We start from the raw sequence: 16,725 nt of genomic DNA on the forward strand, positions 1-16,725 counted from the left end.
GGTCTGCCTGGCGGGCTTTTTTCGATTCGCTAAACAGCCTCGTTTTTATACTAGTAATCCTATGAGCATAAACGTATTAGCCACCACCGCCCAGGCGCTGGTGGCCCCCGGCAAAGGCCTGCTGGCGATGGACGAAAGCACCGGCACCTGCAACGCCCGCTTCGCCGCCCAGGGCCTGCCCAAAACCGTGGAAGTCCGCCGCGCTTACCGCGAGCTGCTGGTAACTACGCCGGGCCTGGGCGAGGGCATCAGCGGGGCCATCCTGTTTGATGAAACCATCCGGCAGCGCACCGGGGCGGGCGTTTCGTTCGTGGAAACCTTGCAGCAGGCGGGCATTATTCCTGGCATTAAGGTGGACCTGGGCGCGCACGAGCTGGCCGGCTTCCCCGGCGAGCAGGTGACCGACGGCCTCGACGGCCTGCGCCCCCGCCTGGCCGAATACGCGGCGCTGGGGGCGCGCTTTGCCAAGTGGCGGGCGGTGCTCACCATCGGCCCCGACCGGCCCAGCCGGGCCGGCATCGCGGCCAATGCCCACGCCCTGGCCCGCTACGCCGCCCTGTGCCAGGCGGCCGGCCTGGTGCCCATCGTGGAGCCCGAAGTGCTGCTGACCGGCCCCCACTCGCTGGCCCGGTGCGCCGCCGTAACCGAGGAAGTGCTGCACGAGGTATTTGCCCAGCTGCGCATGCAGGGCGTGGCCCTGGAAGGCATGTTGCTGAAGCCCAGCATGGTGCTGGCCGGCACCGACTGCCCCAAGCAGCCCACCACCGCGCAGGTCGCCGACGCCACCGTGGCCTGCCTGCTGCGCACGGTGCCGGCGGCCGTGCCGGGCGTGGCGTTTTTGTCGGGCGGGCAGTCGCCCGAGGATGCCACGCGCCACCTGGCGGCCATGCACGAGCGGTTTGCCGGCCGGCTGCCGTGGGCGCTCACGTTTTCGTTTGGCCGCGCCTTGCAGCAGCCGGCCCTGGCAATCTGGGCCGGGCAGGCGGCCAACGTGGCCGCCGCCCAGCAGGCCCTGCTAGTGCGCGTGCGCGGCAACCAGTTGGCGGTTGAGGTGGGTAGCGTGGCGGCCGCCTCTGCATAGGTGCTTTTAAGTAACTAATTACCAATCAACACTTTAACTATAAATTCTTTTCAATCATGGAAACCTTCAAAAAGAATACCCAGGCCGGCCACGTAGTGCTCGCCGCCTTGGCGGGGGCCGGGGCCGGCGTGCTCGGCGGGGTGCTGCTGGCCCCCACCACCGGGGCAGCTACCCGCCAAAACCTGAAAGGAATGGCGCAGAAATACGCCGGCCTGGCCAGCGAGCAGCAGCAAGAGGCTACCCATCACCTCGCCGAGCGGGCTACCCGGCTCGGGGTTGCTTGTAAAAACCTGGTAAACAATGGCCTGGGTCATCTTCAGCAGTGGGGCCTGCTGCCCGAAACCTCGTCCCGCCCTTATTAGCGCGGTTTCAGGTTGGGGCCCGGCCGGCCGGTTTACGCTGTTAAGCCAGCTGCCTTCAACGACAACCGGCCGGCCCCAGCCCGAAACCGCTTGCCCGCTACGCCACGCGCCCCCCGCCGGGCGGCAGCCAGACCAGCATGGTCCGGTACTGCCGCCCGGCGGGGGGCGCGCTACGCATCAGCTAATGAGCGCCTTACAGGGCGTTCAGCATCTTAACGATTTGGCGCTTGCGCTTGCCAAGCTTGGCTTGCAGGCGGCCCACCAGCTCGTGGCCCTTGCCTTCCACGTAGGTCAGGTCTTCGTCCGTGAGCTGGCTGTAGGTTTGTTGGAGCTTGCCTTTGAGCTGATTCCAGTCGCCGCGCAGGTTCAGGCGGTGGTCTACGCGCAGGTTGCGAAATTTGCGGCGGCGCTCAATGCCTTTCTGCGAGTAGAGCAGGACCCCGGCGAGGGCACCTACGCCGGCGCCAGCCAGCATGGTGAGTAGGACTTTACCGGTTTTGTTTTTGGGGGTTTCGCACGTCATGGGGAGCAGGCTGAAAAGTGGGGGAGGCCGTTGCTGGCCAGCAGCAGTGCTGGGCGGCGAGGGTTTAGCAAAGGTGCCGCCGCCCGGGGCCGCGCGGCCCTGACAAACGTCAGGCCAGCGCCTGACGTTTGTCAGGGCCCGGCCGGGGCACTTGCCGGAACCTTGTGGGCAAGGAATCAGCAGGCGGGGAGGAAGAATTAAAAATCTGTTAATCAAGTTTTTAATTCTTCCTCCCCGCCTGCTGATTCCCCAGTCATCCCGCCCTTCCCGGCTACCCACAACCCCTTTTGATGGAGTATTACCTAACCCCCGTGGCCGAGGTGGCCGCCGCGCTGCGTACCTCGCCGGCTGGCCTCGACGCCGCCACGGCCCGGCAGCGCCTGGCCGAGCACGGCCCCAACCAGCTGGCCGACACCAGGCAAAAAGCCTGGTGGCAGCTGCTGCTAAGCCAGTTCACCGATGTGATGATACTGGTGCTGCTGGCGGCGGCCGGCATCTCGGTAGTGGTAGGGGAGGCGCAGTCGGCCTATGTTATTCTGGCCATCATCATTCTGAATGCGGCCCTCGGCTTCGGGCAGGAATACCGGGCCGACAAGGCCCTGGCGGCCCTGCAACAGCTGGCCCCCCCGCAGGCGCAGGTGCTGCGCGGCGGCCAGCCCGTGGCCGTGCCAGCGGCCAGCCTGGTACCCGGCGATGCGGTGCTGCTCGAAGCTGGCAACGTCATTCCGGCCGACGTGCGCTTTCTCGAAACCCACGCCCTGAAGGTCGATGAGTCGTCGCTCACCGGCGAGTCGGCCAACGTGGAGAAAACCCCGGACCCGCTGCCCGCCGGCACCTACCCCCTCGGCGACCGCCTGAACCTGGGCTACAAGGGCACCAGCGTAACCAGCGGCCGCGCCACGGCCTACGTGGTGGCTACCGGCATGGGCACCGAGCTGGGCAAAATTGCCGCCCTGCTGCAAACCGCCGAAACCCAGACGCCGCTGCAACAGCGGCTGGGCACGTTTGGGAAGTGGCTGGCGGCGGGGGCGGTAGGCATTTGCGCGGTGTTTTTTGCGGCCGGCTGGTGGCGCGGCGAGCCGCTGGGCGACCTGCTGCTGGTCGCCATCTCGCTGGCCGTGGCGGCCATTCCGGAGGCGCTGCCGGCGGTGGTTACCATTGCGCTGGCGCTGGGCGCGCAGCGGCTGGCCAAAGACCACGCCCTGGTGCGCAAGCTGCCGGCCGTGGAAACGCTGGGCTCGGTTACCTACATCTGCACCGACAAAACGGGTACGCTGACTATCAATAAGATGACTACGCAGGCCGTGTACGCCAACCCGGCGTTTAGCCTGCCCGCGCTGGGCGGCCGCGACGCCCTGCTCACCGCCCTGGCCCTCAACACCGATGCCACCCAGGGCCCCGACGGCCAGTGGCTCGGCGACTCGACCGAAGTGGCCCTGGCCCGCTACGCCGCCGAAAAAGACTACCCTCGCCCCAGGCTCGAAGCCTGGTTTCCGCGCCTCGCCGAGCTGCCCTTCGACGCCGAGCGCAAGTGCATGACTACCCTGCACCAGACCGAGCAGGGCGTGCTCGTGCTCACCAAAGGCGCGCCCGGCGTGCTCTTCGCCCAGCTCGCCGCCGACCAGAAAGCCCAGCTGCCCGACCTCGAAAAGCGCGCCAACGACCAAGCCGCGCAGGGCTTCCGGGTGCTGGCCTACGCCGCCCGGCTGCTGCCCGCTCTGCCCGCGCAGCTGGCGGCGGCCACCCTCGAAACCGACCTGGCCTTCATCGGCTTCGCCAGCCTCATCGACCCGGCCCGGGAGGAGGCCGCCCCGGCCGTGGCCGCGTGCCAGGCCGCCGGCATTATCCCGGTGATGATTACCGGCGACCATCAGCTCACCGCCGAGGCCATTGCCCGCAAGCTGGGCATTCTCTCGAAGCCCGGCGAGCTGGTGCTCACCGGCCCCGAGCTGGCGGCCCTCGACGAGCCCGCCTTCGCCGCCGTTGTGGAAAAAGTGCGGGTGTACGCCCGCGTCGACCCGGCCCAGAAGCTGCGCATTATCAGTGCGTTGCAGGCTAAAAAGCAGTTTGTGGCCATGACCGGCGACGGCGTGAACGACGCCCCCGCCCTCAAGCACGCCGACATCGGCATTGCCATGGGCATTGGCGGCACGGAGGTGGCGAAGGAGGCCGCGCACCTGATTTTGCTCGATGATGACTTTGCCACCATCGTGGTGGCCGTGAAGCACGGCCGGCGCATCTACGACAATATTCTCAAGTTTATCCGCTACATTTTGTCGGGCAATGTGGGCGAGGTCTGGGCGATTTTCCTGGCCCCGTTCTTCGGGCTGCCCATTCCGCTGCTGGCCATTCAAATTCTGTGGATTAACCTGCTCACCGACGGCCTGCCCGGCCTGGCCCTGGCCTACGAGCCCGCCGAGGCCAACGCCATGCAGCGCCCGCCCCGCCCACCGGGCCAGTCCATTTTGGCGGGGGGCCTGGGCTGGTTTGTGGGCTGGGTGGGCCTGCTGGTGGGGACCCTCACGCTGGGCACCCAGGCCTGGGCCATCCGCGACGGCGACGCGCACTGGCAAACGATGACGTTCACGGTGCTCTGTTTCACGCAGCTGGGCAGCGCGCTGGCCATCCGCTCCTCGCGCGAGTCGCTGTTCACGCTGGGCCTGTTTTCCAACAAGCCCATGCTGGGGGCGGTGGTGGTGGCGGTGGCGCTGCAGCTGCTGATTATTTACCTGCCATTTTTGAATAAGATATTCACCACCAGTCCGTTGTCGTGGGGCGAGCTGGGGCTGACGGTAGCTGTATCGAGCGTGGTGTTCTGGGCCGTGGAGCTGCAAAAGTTTGTGGGGCGGCGGCGCGCGGGGGCAACAGTGCCTGAGACACCACCGCTAAGAACGGCAGTGCTGGCGGCGACCTAGTCGCTCCGGTTTGCCGGCGCCGGCTGGCGCCGGCAAGGCAGTTGCCTGGTTGCTGTTTGGGAGCCGGCTGGCCATCCTGAGTTGGCTTACCTGGTTGCCGGTGGGCGGCGCAAGGGGGTAGCAAGAGAAGCAGCACGAGGCGCAGGACGCACCAACGACAACCGGCCGGCTGGCTAGCGCCGGCGGACCGGGCTAATGCCTTTAACATAGTAACTAAAAAGTATTTATGGTACCCAATGTTCAGCTTCAGCCCCCTGGCCTCACCACCGCCGCCGTGGCTGCGGCCCGTGCCGCGCACGGCCGCAACGTGCTGCCCGACAACGCCCCCACCGGCCTGCTGGCCACGCTGAAAGACGTGGTGACCGAGCCCATGTTTCTGTTGCTGCTGGTGGCCTGCGGGGTGTATGTGGCGCTGGGCGAAGTGGCGGAAGCCCTCACGCTGGGCGCGGCGCTGCTGGTGGTGGCCAGCATTTCGGTGTACCAGGCGCTGCGCAGCGACGCGGCCCTGGGGGCCCTGCGCGAGCTGACCCAGCCCCAGGCGCAGGTGCGGCGCAACGGCGCGCTGGCCACCGTGCCGGTCGAAGACCTGGTGGTGGGCGACGCCGTGCGCGTGGCCGAAGGCAGCCGCCTGCCCGCCGACGGCACCATCACGGAGCTCAACGACTTTTCGGCCGACGAGGCCACCCTTACCGGCGAGGCCGTGCCGGTGGCTAAGGCCGTGGGCGATGCCGTATTTGGCGGCACCAGCACGGCCTCGGGCAGCGCCTGGCTCACGCTCACGGCCGTGGGCGGGCAAACGAAGCTAGGCCTGATTGGGCAAAGCATGGCGGCTATCGCCACCGAAAAAACGCCCTTGCAGCTACAGGTGCAGCAGTTTGTGGCCCGCATGGCCTGGGTGGGGCTCGGGGCGTTTGCGCTGGTGTGGGGCGTCAATTATGCCAAGTCGGGTGATTGGGTCACGGCCCTGCTCTTCGGCCTCACGCTGGCCATGTCCATTTTGCCCGAGGAAATTCCGGTGGCCTTCAGCAGCTTTATGGCGCTGGGCGCGGCCCGCCTGAGCCGGCTGGGCGTGCTCACCAAGCAGCCCCAAACCGTGGAAAGCCTGGGCTCGGCCACCGTCATCTGCACCGACAAAACCGGCACTCTTACCGAAGAAGGCATGCGGGTTAAGCAGCTCTACGACGGGGCCACGGCCACGCTTGTGGCCCTGCCCGGCCCGCTCACGGCCACCGCCGCCCCGGTGCTGGCCTATGCCCGCTGGGCCAGCGAAACCGAGCCCTTCGACCCCATGGAAAAGGCCATCGTGGCCGCCTTCGTAGCCGCCGACCCGGCCGCCGCCGCCGCGCCCGCCCCCATGCTGCACGAGTACCCGCTGGCCGGCACCCCGCCCATGATGACGCACGTGCGCCAAGTGAGTGGCCAGCCGCTAATTGCCGCCAAAGGGGCGGTTGAGCACGTGCTGGCCGTGTGCCGCCCCGCCCCGGCCGTGGCCGCCGAAATCCGCCGCGTGGCGCAGGAGCTGTCGGCGCAGGGCTACCGGGTGCTGGGCGTGGCGCGGGGCACCCAGCCCGGCCCCGATTTTCCGGCTGCGCAGGACGATTTTACCTGGGAATTCCGAGGGTTGATTGCCCTCGAAAACCCGCCCAAGGCCAACGCGGCGGCCGTTATCAAAGCCTTTACCGAAGCGGGTATTAAAGTGAAGATGATAACCGGCGACTTCCCCGAAACGGCCCAGGCCATTGCCCGCCAGGTGGGCCTGCCGGGGGCCGATACGCTGCTCACCGGCCAGCAGGTTATGGACTTGCCGGCCGCCGAGCTGCCGCCGCTGGCGGCCCGCACGGCGGTGTTTGCCCGCATGTTTCCGGAGGCCAAGCTGAGAGTGGTGGAGGCCCTCAAAGCCACCGGCGAGGTAGTGGCTATGACCGGCGACGGCGTGAACGACGGCCCCGCCCTCAAGGCCGCGCACATTGGGGTGGCCATGGGCCGGCGCGGCACCGAAGTGGCCCGCCAGGCCGCCTCCCTGGTGCTCGTCAACGACGACCTGGGCGGCATGGTCACGGCCATTGCCCAGGGCCGGCGCATCTACCAGAACTTCAAAAAAGCGGTGTTCTACGTCGTCTCCATCCACATTCCCATTGTGCTCACCGTGGCCGTGCCGCTGCTGGCGGGCTGGCGCTGGGAAAACCTGTTTACGCCCGTCCACATCATTTTTCTGGAGCTGGTAATGGGCCCCACCTGCTCCATCGCCTTCGAAAACGAGCCCGCCGAGGCCGGCCAGATGCGCCAGCCGCCGCGCCCGCTCACCAGCACCTTCCTGGCCGGGGCCGAGCTGGGCCGCAGCCTGGCGCAGGGCCTGGGCATTGCGGCGGCCGTGCTGGGCGTGTACTACTACTTTATGCAGCAGGGCGCGGCCCTGCCGGTGGTGCGCACGCTCACCTTTGCCACGCTGGTACTCAGCAACATCGGCCTCACGCTCGTCAACCGCTCGTTCACGCAGTCGGTGCTCCAGACCCTGCGCGTGCCCAACCGCCTGCTCTGGCTGATGCTGGCCCTCACGCTGGCCCTGCTGCTGGTGACGCTGCTGGTGCCGCCGGCGCAGCGACTGTTTGGCTTCGCGCCCGTGCCGCTGGCGGCCCTGGGCTGGTGCGCGCTGGCCGCGCTGCTGGGGGTGGGGTGGGTGGAGGGGTACAAGGCCGTGCTGCGGGGCAGGGGATGAGCATAAAGACCACGTAATCAAGTAGTTGACCGTATAGGAGCGTGCTGCCTTACCGGGGAGTCTCCCCGGCCCATGCGGGGTGGCGGATTTGCCCGCCCAGGTAGCCCGGCCCGCCCACCGGCCCGGCGCTGACCAGCGCCAGCCGCCGCGCCAGCATCGCTCCCACGTTATGGACTGCGCAACAGCACGTACTATTTTTCTTGCTTGCCAATAGCCTGATTTAAATCAAGTTATTGCCGGCATTGCGTCATGTCGCCCGCGGGCGGGAGCCGATACTTTTGCTGCGGTGCCTGTCCGCTTTGCCGGGCCGCGGCGGCCTTCACGCCGCCCCTCCTTATTGCAGCCGGGCGGCGCCCGCCCTCCCGGGCGCGCCCTTTTTCTTAGTGCTATGAACCCAAGCTTTGTTGTACTCACCAATGCCTCACCCGCCGGCGAGCCCACGCTGGCCTATGCCGCGGCGCTGGCCGCCGCCGTGGGGGCCACCCTGCACTTGGTGCACGTAGTGCCGATGCCACCCGTTGCCACCCTACAGTATGGCCAGCTGCTGGTTGATCTGGACTACGTGCCCGCTGTGCGGGCGGCCCTGACGAAGGCGGCCACCCGGCTGCCGGTGCCCACCACGGTGGAGGTGCTGGAGGGCGACTGGCTCAGTGCGTGCCAGCAGGTGCTGGCCCGCCACCAGCCGGCACTGCTGGTGGCGGGCCTCACGGCCACCAACGGCCCGCTCGATGAGCTGCTCAGCAACCGCGCCTTGCCCTTGCCGCACCAAACCGGCTACCCCCTGCTGCTGGTGCCCGAGCGCCTGCCCGCCGCCGCCCAGCGCCCTCCGCGCCACCTGCTGCTGGCCGTGGAGGACCAGCCCTTCCGGCTCACGCCGCCGGTGCGGGCGCTGGCCCCGCTGCTCGACGCGCTGGCCTGCACCGTTACGCCCCTGACGGTGCTGCCCCTGTACCACCCCCTGGCTGCCGGCGAGGCCGGCCTGCTGGCCGCCCAAGCCTGCGGCCTGGCCGCCGCGCTGCCGGGTGCCAAGCTGCACCGCGTGGTGGGCGTGCGCCCCGCCACGGGCATTTGGGAGGCGGCTGACGAGCTGGCGGCCGACCTGGTAGTGCTGCTCGACCAGGGCCACGGCTGGGTGCATAAGCTCTTCAGTGGCAGCGTTATCGCCGATGTGCTGCGCTACTCCCAGGTGCCCGTGCTGCTGCTGCCCGTGGCAACGGACTAGCGCCCGGCGCTGGTTAGCCCCGCCGCTGTTCCACGTTTTATTCTTCCCTCGCCATGCCCCTGACGCTCGTTGTTTTTGCCGGTTTTTACGAAGCTGCCCGCCACGCCGAGCAGTATGCCGATACCCTGGGCCAGGCCCTGACCGGCCGGCTGGTGCTGCTGCACGTCAACCGCGCTTCGCTGTTTGACCCCTACCTGATAGTGGGTGAGCGCTACCGCCAGGCCGAGCTAGCTACCGAAACCGACACCACGGCCGCCCTGCACCGGCAGGCGGCGGCGCTGCGCACGCCGGCTACCGTGGTCGTTACCACCGACCTGCTGCCCACCATCGCCCACGACCTGGCCACCCGCTACGCGCCGGCCCTGTTTGTGCTCAGCCAGCCCGACGCCGGGCACCCCGCCGCCAGCGTGGTGGCCGACTGTGCCGACCTGCTGCGAGCCGGCCAGCATGCGCTGCTGGCAGTGCCCCTCGCTACCCCGGCCACCCGGCCCCCCCGCCGCATCCTGATTGCCACCGACCGCGAGGCCTTTGCCCTGGCCCCGGCGGCGCTGGCCCTCCGCGCGCTGCTCGCGCTGCCCGGCACCGAGCTGCTCGTGGCCCACGTGTCGGGCGGGGTTGAGGATGACTCGGGCTGCGCCGCTGCCCTGCGCGCCGTGCAGGCCAGCGGCCTCCTGGCCGGGCTGCCCATTCCCGCGCTAAGAGGCTATAATCAAGATGATTATGCCGAAGGCGTGCTGAATGCCGTGCGCAACACGCAGGCCGACCTGGTAGTGGTGTTTGCCCGCCAGCGCAGCTACCTGGGCGACGTGTTTCACCGCAGCGTAACGGCCCGGCTATTAACCGATTGCCCCGTGCCGATACTGGTGCTGCCCACCACCCTGGCCGCCGGGCCCGCCCCCGTACCCGAGGCTTCGGCCACTATAATCCAGTCTGCCACCAGCGTGCTCCAGGGCCTCAGCCCAGCCTACTGAGAACAGCTCCTAAGTCAAGCCATCCGCTCCGGTCCGACGCCGAACGCGTCGGACCGGAGCGGATATCCTAACCTGAAAGGGCGGTCAGCTACCCAAAATACGGCGACTACGGCCACCAGCCTGCCGCCCTGGCTGCGCCCCTAGCCCCCGACCACCGCGCCGAGGGCGGCGACGTGTACGACCTCCCCAAGGAGCAAACTGCGCGGCAAGCCGGGTGGCCTACAGCGGCTGGGTCAGGCGCACGCCGCCGTAGGCGTAGCCGTTCACGTTCAGGCCCTGCATGGGCGTGAGGGATAAGTCTTTGCCGTGCAGCTTCTTATAAAAGTGCAGCACGGCCACCCCCGCCGTGGCACCCACCGCGCAGCCGATGAGCGCATCGGTAAAGTGCTGTGGGGGCAGGGCCGCGCCGTCGTACCCGGCGGCCGCGCGGTGCAGCCGGGGTACCAGCACGCCCACGCTGGCCCCCACGGCGTAGCCCACCAGGTTGTCGCTGAGGAAGTGCTTGCCAGCCTTAAGGCGGAAGTAGGCCACCACCACCGGCACGGCCGCCGCCGCGCCCCACACGTAGGGCTGGGCCCGCGAGCCGGGGTTGAAATCGTGAAAAACCTGGGCCGCAAAAAACGTGGCCGTGGCCGTGTGGGCCACGTGCCCGCCAAAAAACGAGTTGGCCGCCACCGCCCCGCTGCGCCGGCCGCCGCCCTCGGCCCCGTAGAGGTAGGGCCGGTAGCGGTACACGGTGCCCACGGTGAGCGTAAAAATGGCGGCCGTGGTGGCCATCGTTTCCAGGTAGAGGCCCGCCACCTGGCCGTAGCGGCCGTGCACGGGCGCGTCGAAGGCCAGCAGGGCGGGCACCAGCGCCAGCGTGCCGTAGCAGAGCGCGTCGCTCTGGGCCTGGGCGCGCGCGCTGTACGTGCCGGCCGCAAACCGGTCGATACCAGGTATTTGGGTGCGGTCCAGCGCCGCCAGCTCGGCGGCCGGGGCTACGCGCTTGTGCTGCACCAGGTAGAGGCCGGCGGCGCTGAGGCCGGCCAGCCCCAGCGTGAGGGGTGCCTCCACGGCAAACCGGGTCTGGTAGGGCGAGGGCGCCTGCTGGGCCAGGGCGGCCGGGGCTGGCCCCAGCCCCAGCAGCCCGGCCAGAAGGGGCACCGCTAAACGCTGCATGAGAAAAATTGTAAAGCCAAATACGCCGGCCGCGCGCCACCGGAAGCTGCCGCAAGTACCGCCCGCCCGGCCGCGCCGGGGCTGATGAGAATCAGGCTTTTTGGTGATTTATATCAGGTAGTAGGGGGGTAGGGGGCGCTAGCTTTGAGCTAGCCAGTATGCCCGCCCTGCGCCGGGCGCCGGCCGATTTCCCTATGCGCCACCGCCTCTTATTTGAATCTCCTACCCTCGTGCTCGACTACGACGCCGTAGACGACCTGCTGCACGCCCGCTGGGGCCCCGCCCAAACGCTGGCCTCGACCCAGGACGGCTACGAGCAGATATTGGCCGTGCTGCCCACCCAGCACTGCCACCGCCTGCTCGACGACCGCCGTGCCTCGCACCTGATGTGGGACGAGCTGGCCACCTGGATGGCCACCGACTGGTACCCGCGCGCCTACGCGGCGGGCCTGCTGCGCCACGCTGTGGTGTTTGCCGATGATTTTTTTGGGCACCTCGCCACCGCGCTGGTGCTGGCGCGGGTAGATGGCGATGGCCAGCTCGCGGGCTTCGGCTCCGAAGCGGCGGCCCGCCAGATGCTGCTGGCCGCGTAGGCCCCGCGCCCTTTCCCTCCCGCCCTCGCTATGCTGCTCGATACCAGGCTCCCGGCCGCCTATCTTTTCCGGGGCATTCGCCCCGACCTGGTGCGGGTGCTGCTGATTTCCAGCTTCTTCCACCTGCTCAAGCTCGCCATTGGGGCCTTCCTGCCGCCCGTGCCGCTGCAGCTGCCCACCATTCTGGGCAGCCTGATTTCGCTGCTGCTGGCTTTCAAAACCAACCAGTCGTACGAGCGCTGGTGGGAGGCCCGCAAGGTGTGGGGCGCCATCGTCAACGACTCGCGCGCGCTGGTGCTGCAAGCCAGCGGCTTCGTGCCCGATGCCGTGCTGGCCGCCGCCCCGTGGCCGCTACGCGCGCTGGCCCACCGCCAGATAGCCTGGTGCTACTGCCTTGGCGAAACCCTGCGCGGCCTCGATACCACCGCCACCCTCACCAGGTTGCTACCCCCCGCCGAGCTGGCGTACACGCACAGCCAGGATAACAAGCCCCTGGCGCTGCTGGCCCTGCACACGGCGCAGCTCAAAAAGCTGTTCGAGCAAGGGGCCCTCAATGCCTACCAGCAGGTGCAGCTCGATGCCACGCTGCTGCGCCTCTGCGACGCGCTGGGCCAGGCCGAGCGCCTCAAGAGCACGGTGTTTCCGGCCAGCTACCGGCGGCTGGTGCATTTTTTCATCTACCTGTTTCTGCTCACGCTCTCGCTGGGGCTGGTGCAGGCCATCGGGCTCTGGGAAATTCCGGTGCTGCTGACCACCGCCTCCACCTTCTTCCTGCTCGAGCGCACCGCCCGCTACCTGCAAGACCCCTTCAGCAACCAGCCCACCGATACGCCGGTCACGGCCCTGGCCCGCACCGTGGAAATCAACCTGCGCCAGCTGCTGCACGAAAGCGCCGTACCCGCGCCGCTCGCGCCCGAAGGGTTCTACTTGCTGTGAGGCGGCGGGCTTTTCGCTGGCTTGCCCGCACCCTGTTTTCCCTACCCCCCCGCTGATAGCCAGAGCCCCGATTAACCTTTTTGTTGTGTTACTTATGATTAAGATTCTGGCTTTAAGTAATTTAAGCCTATGCTATGCTAACAAAGTGTAGTGCTGCAGTAGTAGGGGAGTAGCTTTTGAGTCTACTATTTTACGTGTTGCAAAGGACCATTTGCAACACGTAAAAAACTTTAAGCGAGTATGTTGCGTGAGCTATTCACGGTGTTTGGCCTTCGCACTAGCTAGCACTACGACCCCATTAGCTCCCCGCGAGCCATAGATGGCGGCTGCTTTCACATCGCGCAGGAGCGTCACCTGCCGAATGGGTTGGCTGCGCAATGCCTGTTGTAACTGCCTAATAGTGGCCGCATCGTTATTGTAGAAAGCCTGTCCATTAACCACATATACTAAGGGGAAGCCTCGGGGCTTGGTGGGGCTTGGCAACAGCCGAGTGGGTGCTGCACTGAATGTGGCAACAGACACGCCCATCCGGCACAGTGGCATTTGATAGGGAGCTAGAAGCGTGTCGTGCCAAGCGCGCAGCTGCACGGCTGCTACTTGTTGGGACAGCGCGAGGTGTTGCACACTGTCCAGCCAAACCGAGTTGTCTATAACTAATGGCGTAGGGAGGGTTTGTGCACGAGTAGGCAAGCTGCCTAGCAGTAAGGAAGCTAGCAAAAGAAACAGGGCGTAACGCATAGTTAGCAGATGCTTAGTAAGTGGCTTTTGCATATGGCAGCTTCCCATAATTAACCAAAAGTAAGTACCCGTTGGCAAATAGTTTATGTTAAAAAAGAATGTCATGCTGAACGCAGTGAAGCATCTTAGTCGCGTAACCAGCTCTAAACGTGAAGATTGCTCTTCTGATTAAGATGCTTTACTGCGTTCAGTATGACGCTTTTGTATAGCAAACTAATGAGCAACGGGTACTTATTCCTCAGAAGTTGACCAATCTAAAAATACTAAAACAGGCGTGGTAGTTGGGCAGACGGAAACTCGGCACTTTTCTAAGGTTTGTCCGACAACACTTCTCATGTTAAAGGACAAAACCACGAAAAGAGTGTGACGCTATTCGCTGCTCTGCTGCCTCCGCCTCAGTGCTGCCAGCAAATGTGCTGGTCCTCCAGCGGCACGGCGATACCCTCGTAAGCGGGCAGGATGCGGGCCGTGAAATCACCGGCGGGGCGGGTGGTGGTGACGAGCGCCTGGTAGTGGTAGTGGCCATCGGCGCTGCGGTCGGCGGGTGGTTGCAGCAGGATGCGCAGGGTGTTTTCGCCGGGCAGGCCCGTGGCGTACAGCTCGACCATGACCTGGGCGGGGGTGAGCGCGCCGAGCCGGATGGGCACCTGAAACAGGTAGCCGCCGGCCACGGCCTGCGTTTGCACCTCCCCAAAGCCCAGCGCCGCCCACTCGCGGCCCACGGCCTGGTGCCGCGTGCTGATGGCTGCGCCGGCCGCGCCTTTGGCGGCCACGCGCTGGGCGTAGCGGGTGGCGGCGGGCAGGTAGTAGCTCTCCGTGTACTCGCGCACGGTGCGGTTGGCCGAGAAGGGGGGCGTGAGGGTGGCCATGCTGCGGCGCATGCGCTCGACCCAGCGGGTGGGGATGCCGTGGGCGTCGCGGGCGTAGAACTCGGGCACCACCTGGGTTTCGAGCAGAGTGTAGAGCGCGTCGGCCTCGGCGGCGTCCCAGGCGGGGTCGTCGCCGTGCTCCTGGCCGTCGCCCAGGGCCCAGCCCACTTCGGGGGTGTAGGCTTCGGCCCACCAGCCATCGAGCTCCGAGAGGTTGAGGCCGCCGTTGGCCAGCACCTTCATGCCGCTGGTGCCGCAGGCCTCCCAGGGCCGGCGCGGCGTGTTCAGCCACACATCGACGCCCTGCACCAGGTGCTCGGCCATCAGCATGTCGTAATCACTGAGAAAGACAACATACTGATACAGATTATGTTGGCTAATAAACTGCATCCACTGCTGAATGAGGGCCTTGCCCGATTCGTCGAAGGGCGGGGCCTTGCCGGCCAGCACCAGCTGCACCGGCTGCTTGTGGTTGGTGAGCAGCCGGATGAACCGCGCGGGGTCGTGCAGCAGCAGGTCGGGCCGCTTATAGGGCACGAAACGGCGGGCGAAGCCCAGGGTTAATACATTCGCATCGAGCACTTTGGCGGCGATGGCAAGCAGCTCGGGCGGCTGGCCGGCTACGGTGAACTGCCGGGCCAGCCGCGCGCGGGTGTAGGCCACCAGCGCCTGGCGGCAGCTGGTGCGCAGCTGCCACAGGGGCGCGTCGGGCACCTGGCCAATGTGCTGGGCCAGGGCGGTGAGGTCGCCGCGCCATCGCTCTTTGCCGCAGGCGGTGGTCCAGACCTCGTCGGCGGCCTCGGAATCCCAGCTGGGGATGTGCACGCCGTTGGTGACGTGGCCAATCGGCACCTCCTCAACGGGCCAGCGCGGAAACAGCCCGCTGAACAACTGCCGGCTCACCTGGCCGTGCAGCTGGCTCACCGCATTCACGGCCCCGCAGCCCCGAATGGCCAAAAAGGCCATGTTGAAGCTCTCGGTGGGGTCGGTGGGGCGCTGGCGACCCAGCGCCAGCAGGGTATCGAGGTCGATGCCGAGCTCTTGCCGGGCATAGTCGCCCAAAAACTGGTTCATCAGGGCCGGGCTGAAATGGTCGAAGCCCGCTGCCACGGCCGTGTGAGTGGTGAAGAGGTTGCCGGGCCGCGTGGCGGCCAGGGCGGCCTCAAACGAGAGGCCGGTTTCCAGCATCAGCGTGCGGGCCCGCTCCAGCACCACAAAGGCGGCGTGGCCCTCGTTGAGGTGGCACACTTCGGGCCGGATACTCATCGCCCGCAGCACTTTCCAGCCCCCGATGCCGAGGATAATTTCCTGCTGAATGCGCTGCTCCATGCCCCCGCCGTAGAGCTCAGTCGTGACGCCCCGGTGCACCGGCAGGTTGGCCGGGTCGTTGCTGTCGAGCAAATACAGCAGCACGTCGCCCACCTGCGCCTGCCAGATGCGCAGCCACACCGGAAAGCCCGACAGGCTGATTTGCAGCCGCAGCCACTCGCCGTTGGGCAGCCGCAGCGGGGTAATGGGCAGCTGGCCGGGGTCGTTGTACGGAAACAGCGCCTGCTGAACACCCTGGCGGTCAATCTCCTGACGAAAATAGCCCTGCTGGTACAGCAGCCCCACCGCCACCACGGGCACCCCCAGGTCGCTGGCCGACTTTAGCTGGTCGCCGGCCACGTTGCCCAGCCCGCCCACGTAAATGGGCAGCGCCTCGCTCAGCATAAACTCCATGCTGAAATACGCCACGCAGGTGAGCGCCGCCGCCGGGTGCTCCTCCTGAAACCACTTGGGGCGGTCGGTGGCCTGCTGCTTTTGCGTCAGCAGGGCCGCCATCTGCGCCCGGAAGGCCGGGTCGGCGAGGCGCTGTTCCAGCACCTCGCGCGAGGCGGTTTGCAGCACTACCCAGGGGTTGTGGGTGCGGTCCCACAGCTCGGCGTCGAGCTGCTGCCAGAGCGTATCGGCCGCGTGGTTCCACGACCAGCGCAGGTCGAGGGCTAGCTCGGTCAGGGCGTCGAGGCCGGGTAGCTCGGTGGGCAGGAAGCCGTGGCTCCGGCTGAAAGTTGGGTTGGTGGTATTCATGGGGAGGGATGTTCTGGCGGGCACCTCACGGGACCCCTATGGGCATAGTCCCCCTTCCTTCAGAGAGGGGGCTATACCCTAGACTGGATTTCTAGTCTGGAAACCGCGCAGCGCGGTGCGCATTGCCTGCGCCGCCGCCACCGTGCCGATGGCTCGCAGCGGCTCGGCGGCAACCATGACGGCCCCAAACGCGGCGGCCGACAAGTGGAAAAGGCGGTCGCGAAGCTGGGTTTTAACGAAGCCGAGGTAGTCGCCGTGGGCGCGCCTCGCCGCCGCCGCAAATGGGTAGTAGCTTGTTGGCAAGTGCGATGCGTATTTTTCGGCCACCAGCGCATTGGTTTCGCCGAAGTAGTGCTGCCGCTCGCTGTGCCCGAGTACCACATAGGCCGCCCCACGGAGTGCAGCATGGCCGCCGAAATCTCGCCTGCGTAGGCCCCCGCAGCCTGCTGCGCGCCGTTTTGCGCGCCCAGCAAAACGGCGCTGCCGGGCCGCAGCAGGGCGAGCGCCAGCACCAGGTATAGCGCCAGCGGCCCGGCTCACCACCGTAACGCCGGGTGCCGCCGTGGCG

11 protein-coding genes and 1 pseudogene are annotated in these 16,725 nt (G+C 66.9%); 8 read left to right on the forward strand and 4 right to left on the reverse strand.

Features of this window, described 5'->3' with window-relative positions; genetic code table 11:
* Positions 1 to 61: 61 nt before the first annotated feature.
* Together QMK33_RS21770 and QMK33_RS21775 are read left to right on the forward strand one after the other, a co-directional pair.
* Entirely contained in the window at positions 62 to 1,081 is a 1,020-nt protein-coding gene (locus QMK33_RS21770) for a class I fructose-bisphosphate aldolase (RefSeq protein ID WP_283566737.1), read from the forward strand.
* A gap of 56 nt (positions 1,082 to 1,137) precedes the next feature.
* The gene (locus QMK33_RS21775; RefSeq protein ID WP_283566738.1) at positions 1,138 to 1,443 is read left to right on the forward strand and encodes a hypothetical protein; all 306 of its coding nucleotides are present in this window, start codon (positions 1,138 to 1,140) and stop codon (positions 1,441 to 1,443) included.
* A gap of 193 nt (positions 1,444 to 1,636) precedes the next feature.
* On the opposite strand, the gene QMK33_RS21780 is transcribed toward QMK33_RS21775, so the two are convergent.
* A complete protein-coding gene (locus tag QMK33_RS21780) occupies positions 1,637 to 1,966 on the reverse strand; it encodes a CsbD family protein (RefSeq protein ID WP_283566739.1) in 330 nt (109 codons plus the stop codon).
* Positions 1,967 to 2,256: 290 nt separating this feature from the next.
* Between QMK33_RS21780 and QMK33_RS21785 the strand changes: the two genes are divergently transcribed.
* From QMK33_RS21785 to QMK33_RS21800, 4 genes are all read left to right on the forward strand, one after another.
* A complete protein-coding gene (locus QMK33_RS21785) occupies positions 2,257 to 4,881 on the forward strand; it encodes a cation-translocating P-type ATPase (protein WP_283566740.1) in 2,625 nt (874 codons plus the stop codon).
* 226 nt (positions 4,882 to 5,107) lie between these two features.
* Entirely contained in the window at positions 5,108 to 7,597 is a 2,490-nt protein-coding gene (locus QMK33_RS21790) for a cation-translocating P-type ATPase (protein ID WP_283566741.1), read from the forward strand.
* A 388-nt stretch (positions 7,598 to 7,985) separates the two neighbouring features.
* A complete protein-coding gene (locus tag QMK33_RS21795; protein ID WP_283566742.1) occupies positions 7,986 to 8,819 on the forward strand; it encodes a universal stress protein in 834 nt (277 codons plus the stop codon).
* Between the two features lie 53 nt (positions 8,820 to 8,872).
* Positions 8,873 to 9,790, forward strand: coding sequence for a universal stress protein (locus tag QMK33_RS21800; protein WP_283566743.1), 918 nt, complete (start codon positions 8,873 to 8,875; stop codon positions 9,788 to 9,790).
* A 219-nt stretch (positions 9,791 to 10,009) separates the two neighbouring features.
* Here the strand turns inward: QMK33_RS21800 and QMK33_RS21805 are convergent, their stop codons facing one another.
* Complete coding sequence (locus QMK33_RS21805) at positions 10,010 to 10,951, reverse strand: phosphatase PAP2 family protein (protein WP_283566744.1); 942 nt, start codon at positions 10,949 to 10,951, stop codon at positions 10,010 to 10,012.
* Positions 10,952 to 11,145: 194 nt separating this feature from the next.
* Between QMK33_RS21805 and QMK33_RS21810 the strand changes: the two genes are divergently transcribed.
* Together QMK33_RS21810 and QMK33_RS21815 are read left to right on the forward strand one after the other, a co-directional pair.
* A complete protein-coding gene (locus QMK33_RS21810; protein WP_283566745.1) occupies positions 11,146 to 11,544 on the forward strand; it encodes a hypothetical protein in 399 nt (132 codons plus the stop codon).
* Between the two features lie 30 nt (positions 11,545 to 11,574).
* A complete protein-coding gene (locus tag QMK33_RS21815) occupies positions 11,575 to 12,480 on the forward strand; it encodes a bestrophin family protein (protein WP_283566746.1) in 906 nt (301 codons plus the stop codon).
* A 1,133-nt stretch (positions 12,481 to 13,613) separates the two neighbouring features.
* Here the strand turns inward: QMK33_RS21815 and glgP are convergent.
* Together glgP and QMK33_RS21825 are read right to left on the reverse strand one after the other, a co-directional pair.
* Entirely contained in the window at positions 13,614 to 16,157 is a 2,544-nt protein-coding gene (gene glgP / locus QMK33_RS21820; RefSeq protein ID WP_283566747.1) for an alpha-glucan family phosphorylase, read from the reverse strand.
* A 78-nt stretch (positions 16,158 to 16,235) separates the two neighbouring features.
* A pseudogene (locus QMK33_RS21825) lies at positions 16,236 to 16,669 on the reverse strand (triose-phosphate isomerase).
* Positions 16,670 to 16,725: the final 56 nt, after the last annotated feature.

Source organism: Hymenobacter sp. H14-R3 (assembly GCF_030063445.1).
Lineage (GTDB): Bacteria > Bacteroidota > Bacteroidia > Cytophagales > Hymenobacteraceae > Hymenobacter.

Excerpts from the sequence above, each read along its gene's own strand:
- QMK33_RS21770 (WP_283566737.1), top strand. The coding sequence starts at position 62 with ATGAGCATAAACGTATTAGCCACCACCGCCCAGGCGCTGGTGGCCCCC.
- QMK33_RS21775 (WP_283566738.1), top strand. The coding sequence starts at position 1,138 with ATGGAAACCTTCAAAAAGAATACCCAGGCCGGCCACGTAGTGCTCGCC.
- QMK33_RS21780 (WP_283566739.1), bottom strand. The coding sequence starts at position 1,966 with ATGACGTGCGAAACCCCCAAAAACAAAACCGGTAAAGTCCTACTCACC.
- QMK33_RS21785 (WP_283566740.1), top strand. The coding sequence starts at position 2,257 with ATGGAGTATTACCTAACCCCCGTGGCCGAGGTGGCCGCCGCGCTGCGT.
- QMK33_RS21790 (WP_283566741.1), top strand. The coding sequence starts at position 5,108 with ATGGTACCCAATGTTCAGCTTCAGCCCCCTGGCCTCACCACCGCCGCC.
- QMK33_RS21795 (WP_283566742.1), top strand. The coding sequence starts at position 7,986 with ATGAACCCAAGCTTTGTTGTACTCACCAATGCCTCACCCGCCGGCGAG.
- QMK33_RS21800 (WP_283566743.1), top strand. The coding sequence starts at position 8,873 with ATGCCCCTGACGCTCGTTGTTTTTGCCGGTTTTTACGAAGCTGCCCGC.
- QMK33_RS21805 (WP_283566744.1), bottom strand. The coding sequence starts at position 10,951 with ATGCAGCGTTTAGCGGTGCCCCTTCTGGCCGGGCTGCTGGGGCTGGGG.
- QMK33_RS21810 (WP_283566745.1), top strand. The coding sequence starts at position 11,146 with ATGCGCCACCGCCTCTTATTTGAATCTCCTACCCTCGTGCTCGACTAC.
- QMK33_RS21815 (WP_283566746.1), top strand. The coding sequence starts at position 11,575 with ATGCTGCTCGATACCAGGCTCCCGGCCGCCTATCTTTTCCGGGGCATT.
- glgP (WP_283566747.1), bottom strand. The coding sequence starts at position 16,157 with ATGAATACCACCAACCCAACTTTCAGCCGGAGCCACGGCTTCCTGCCC.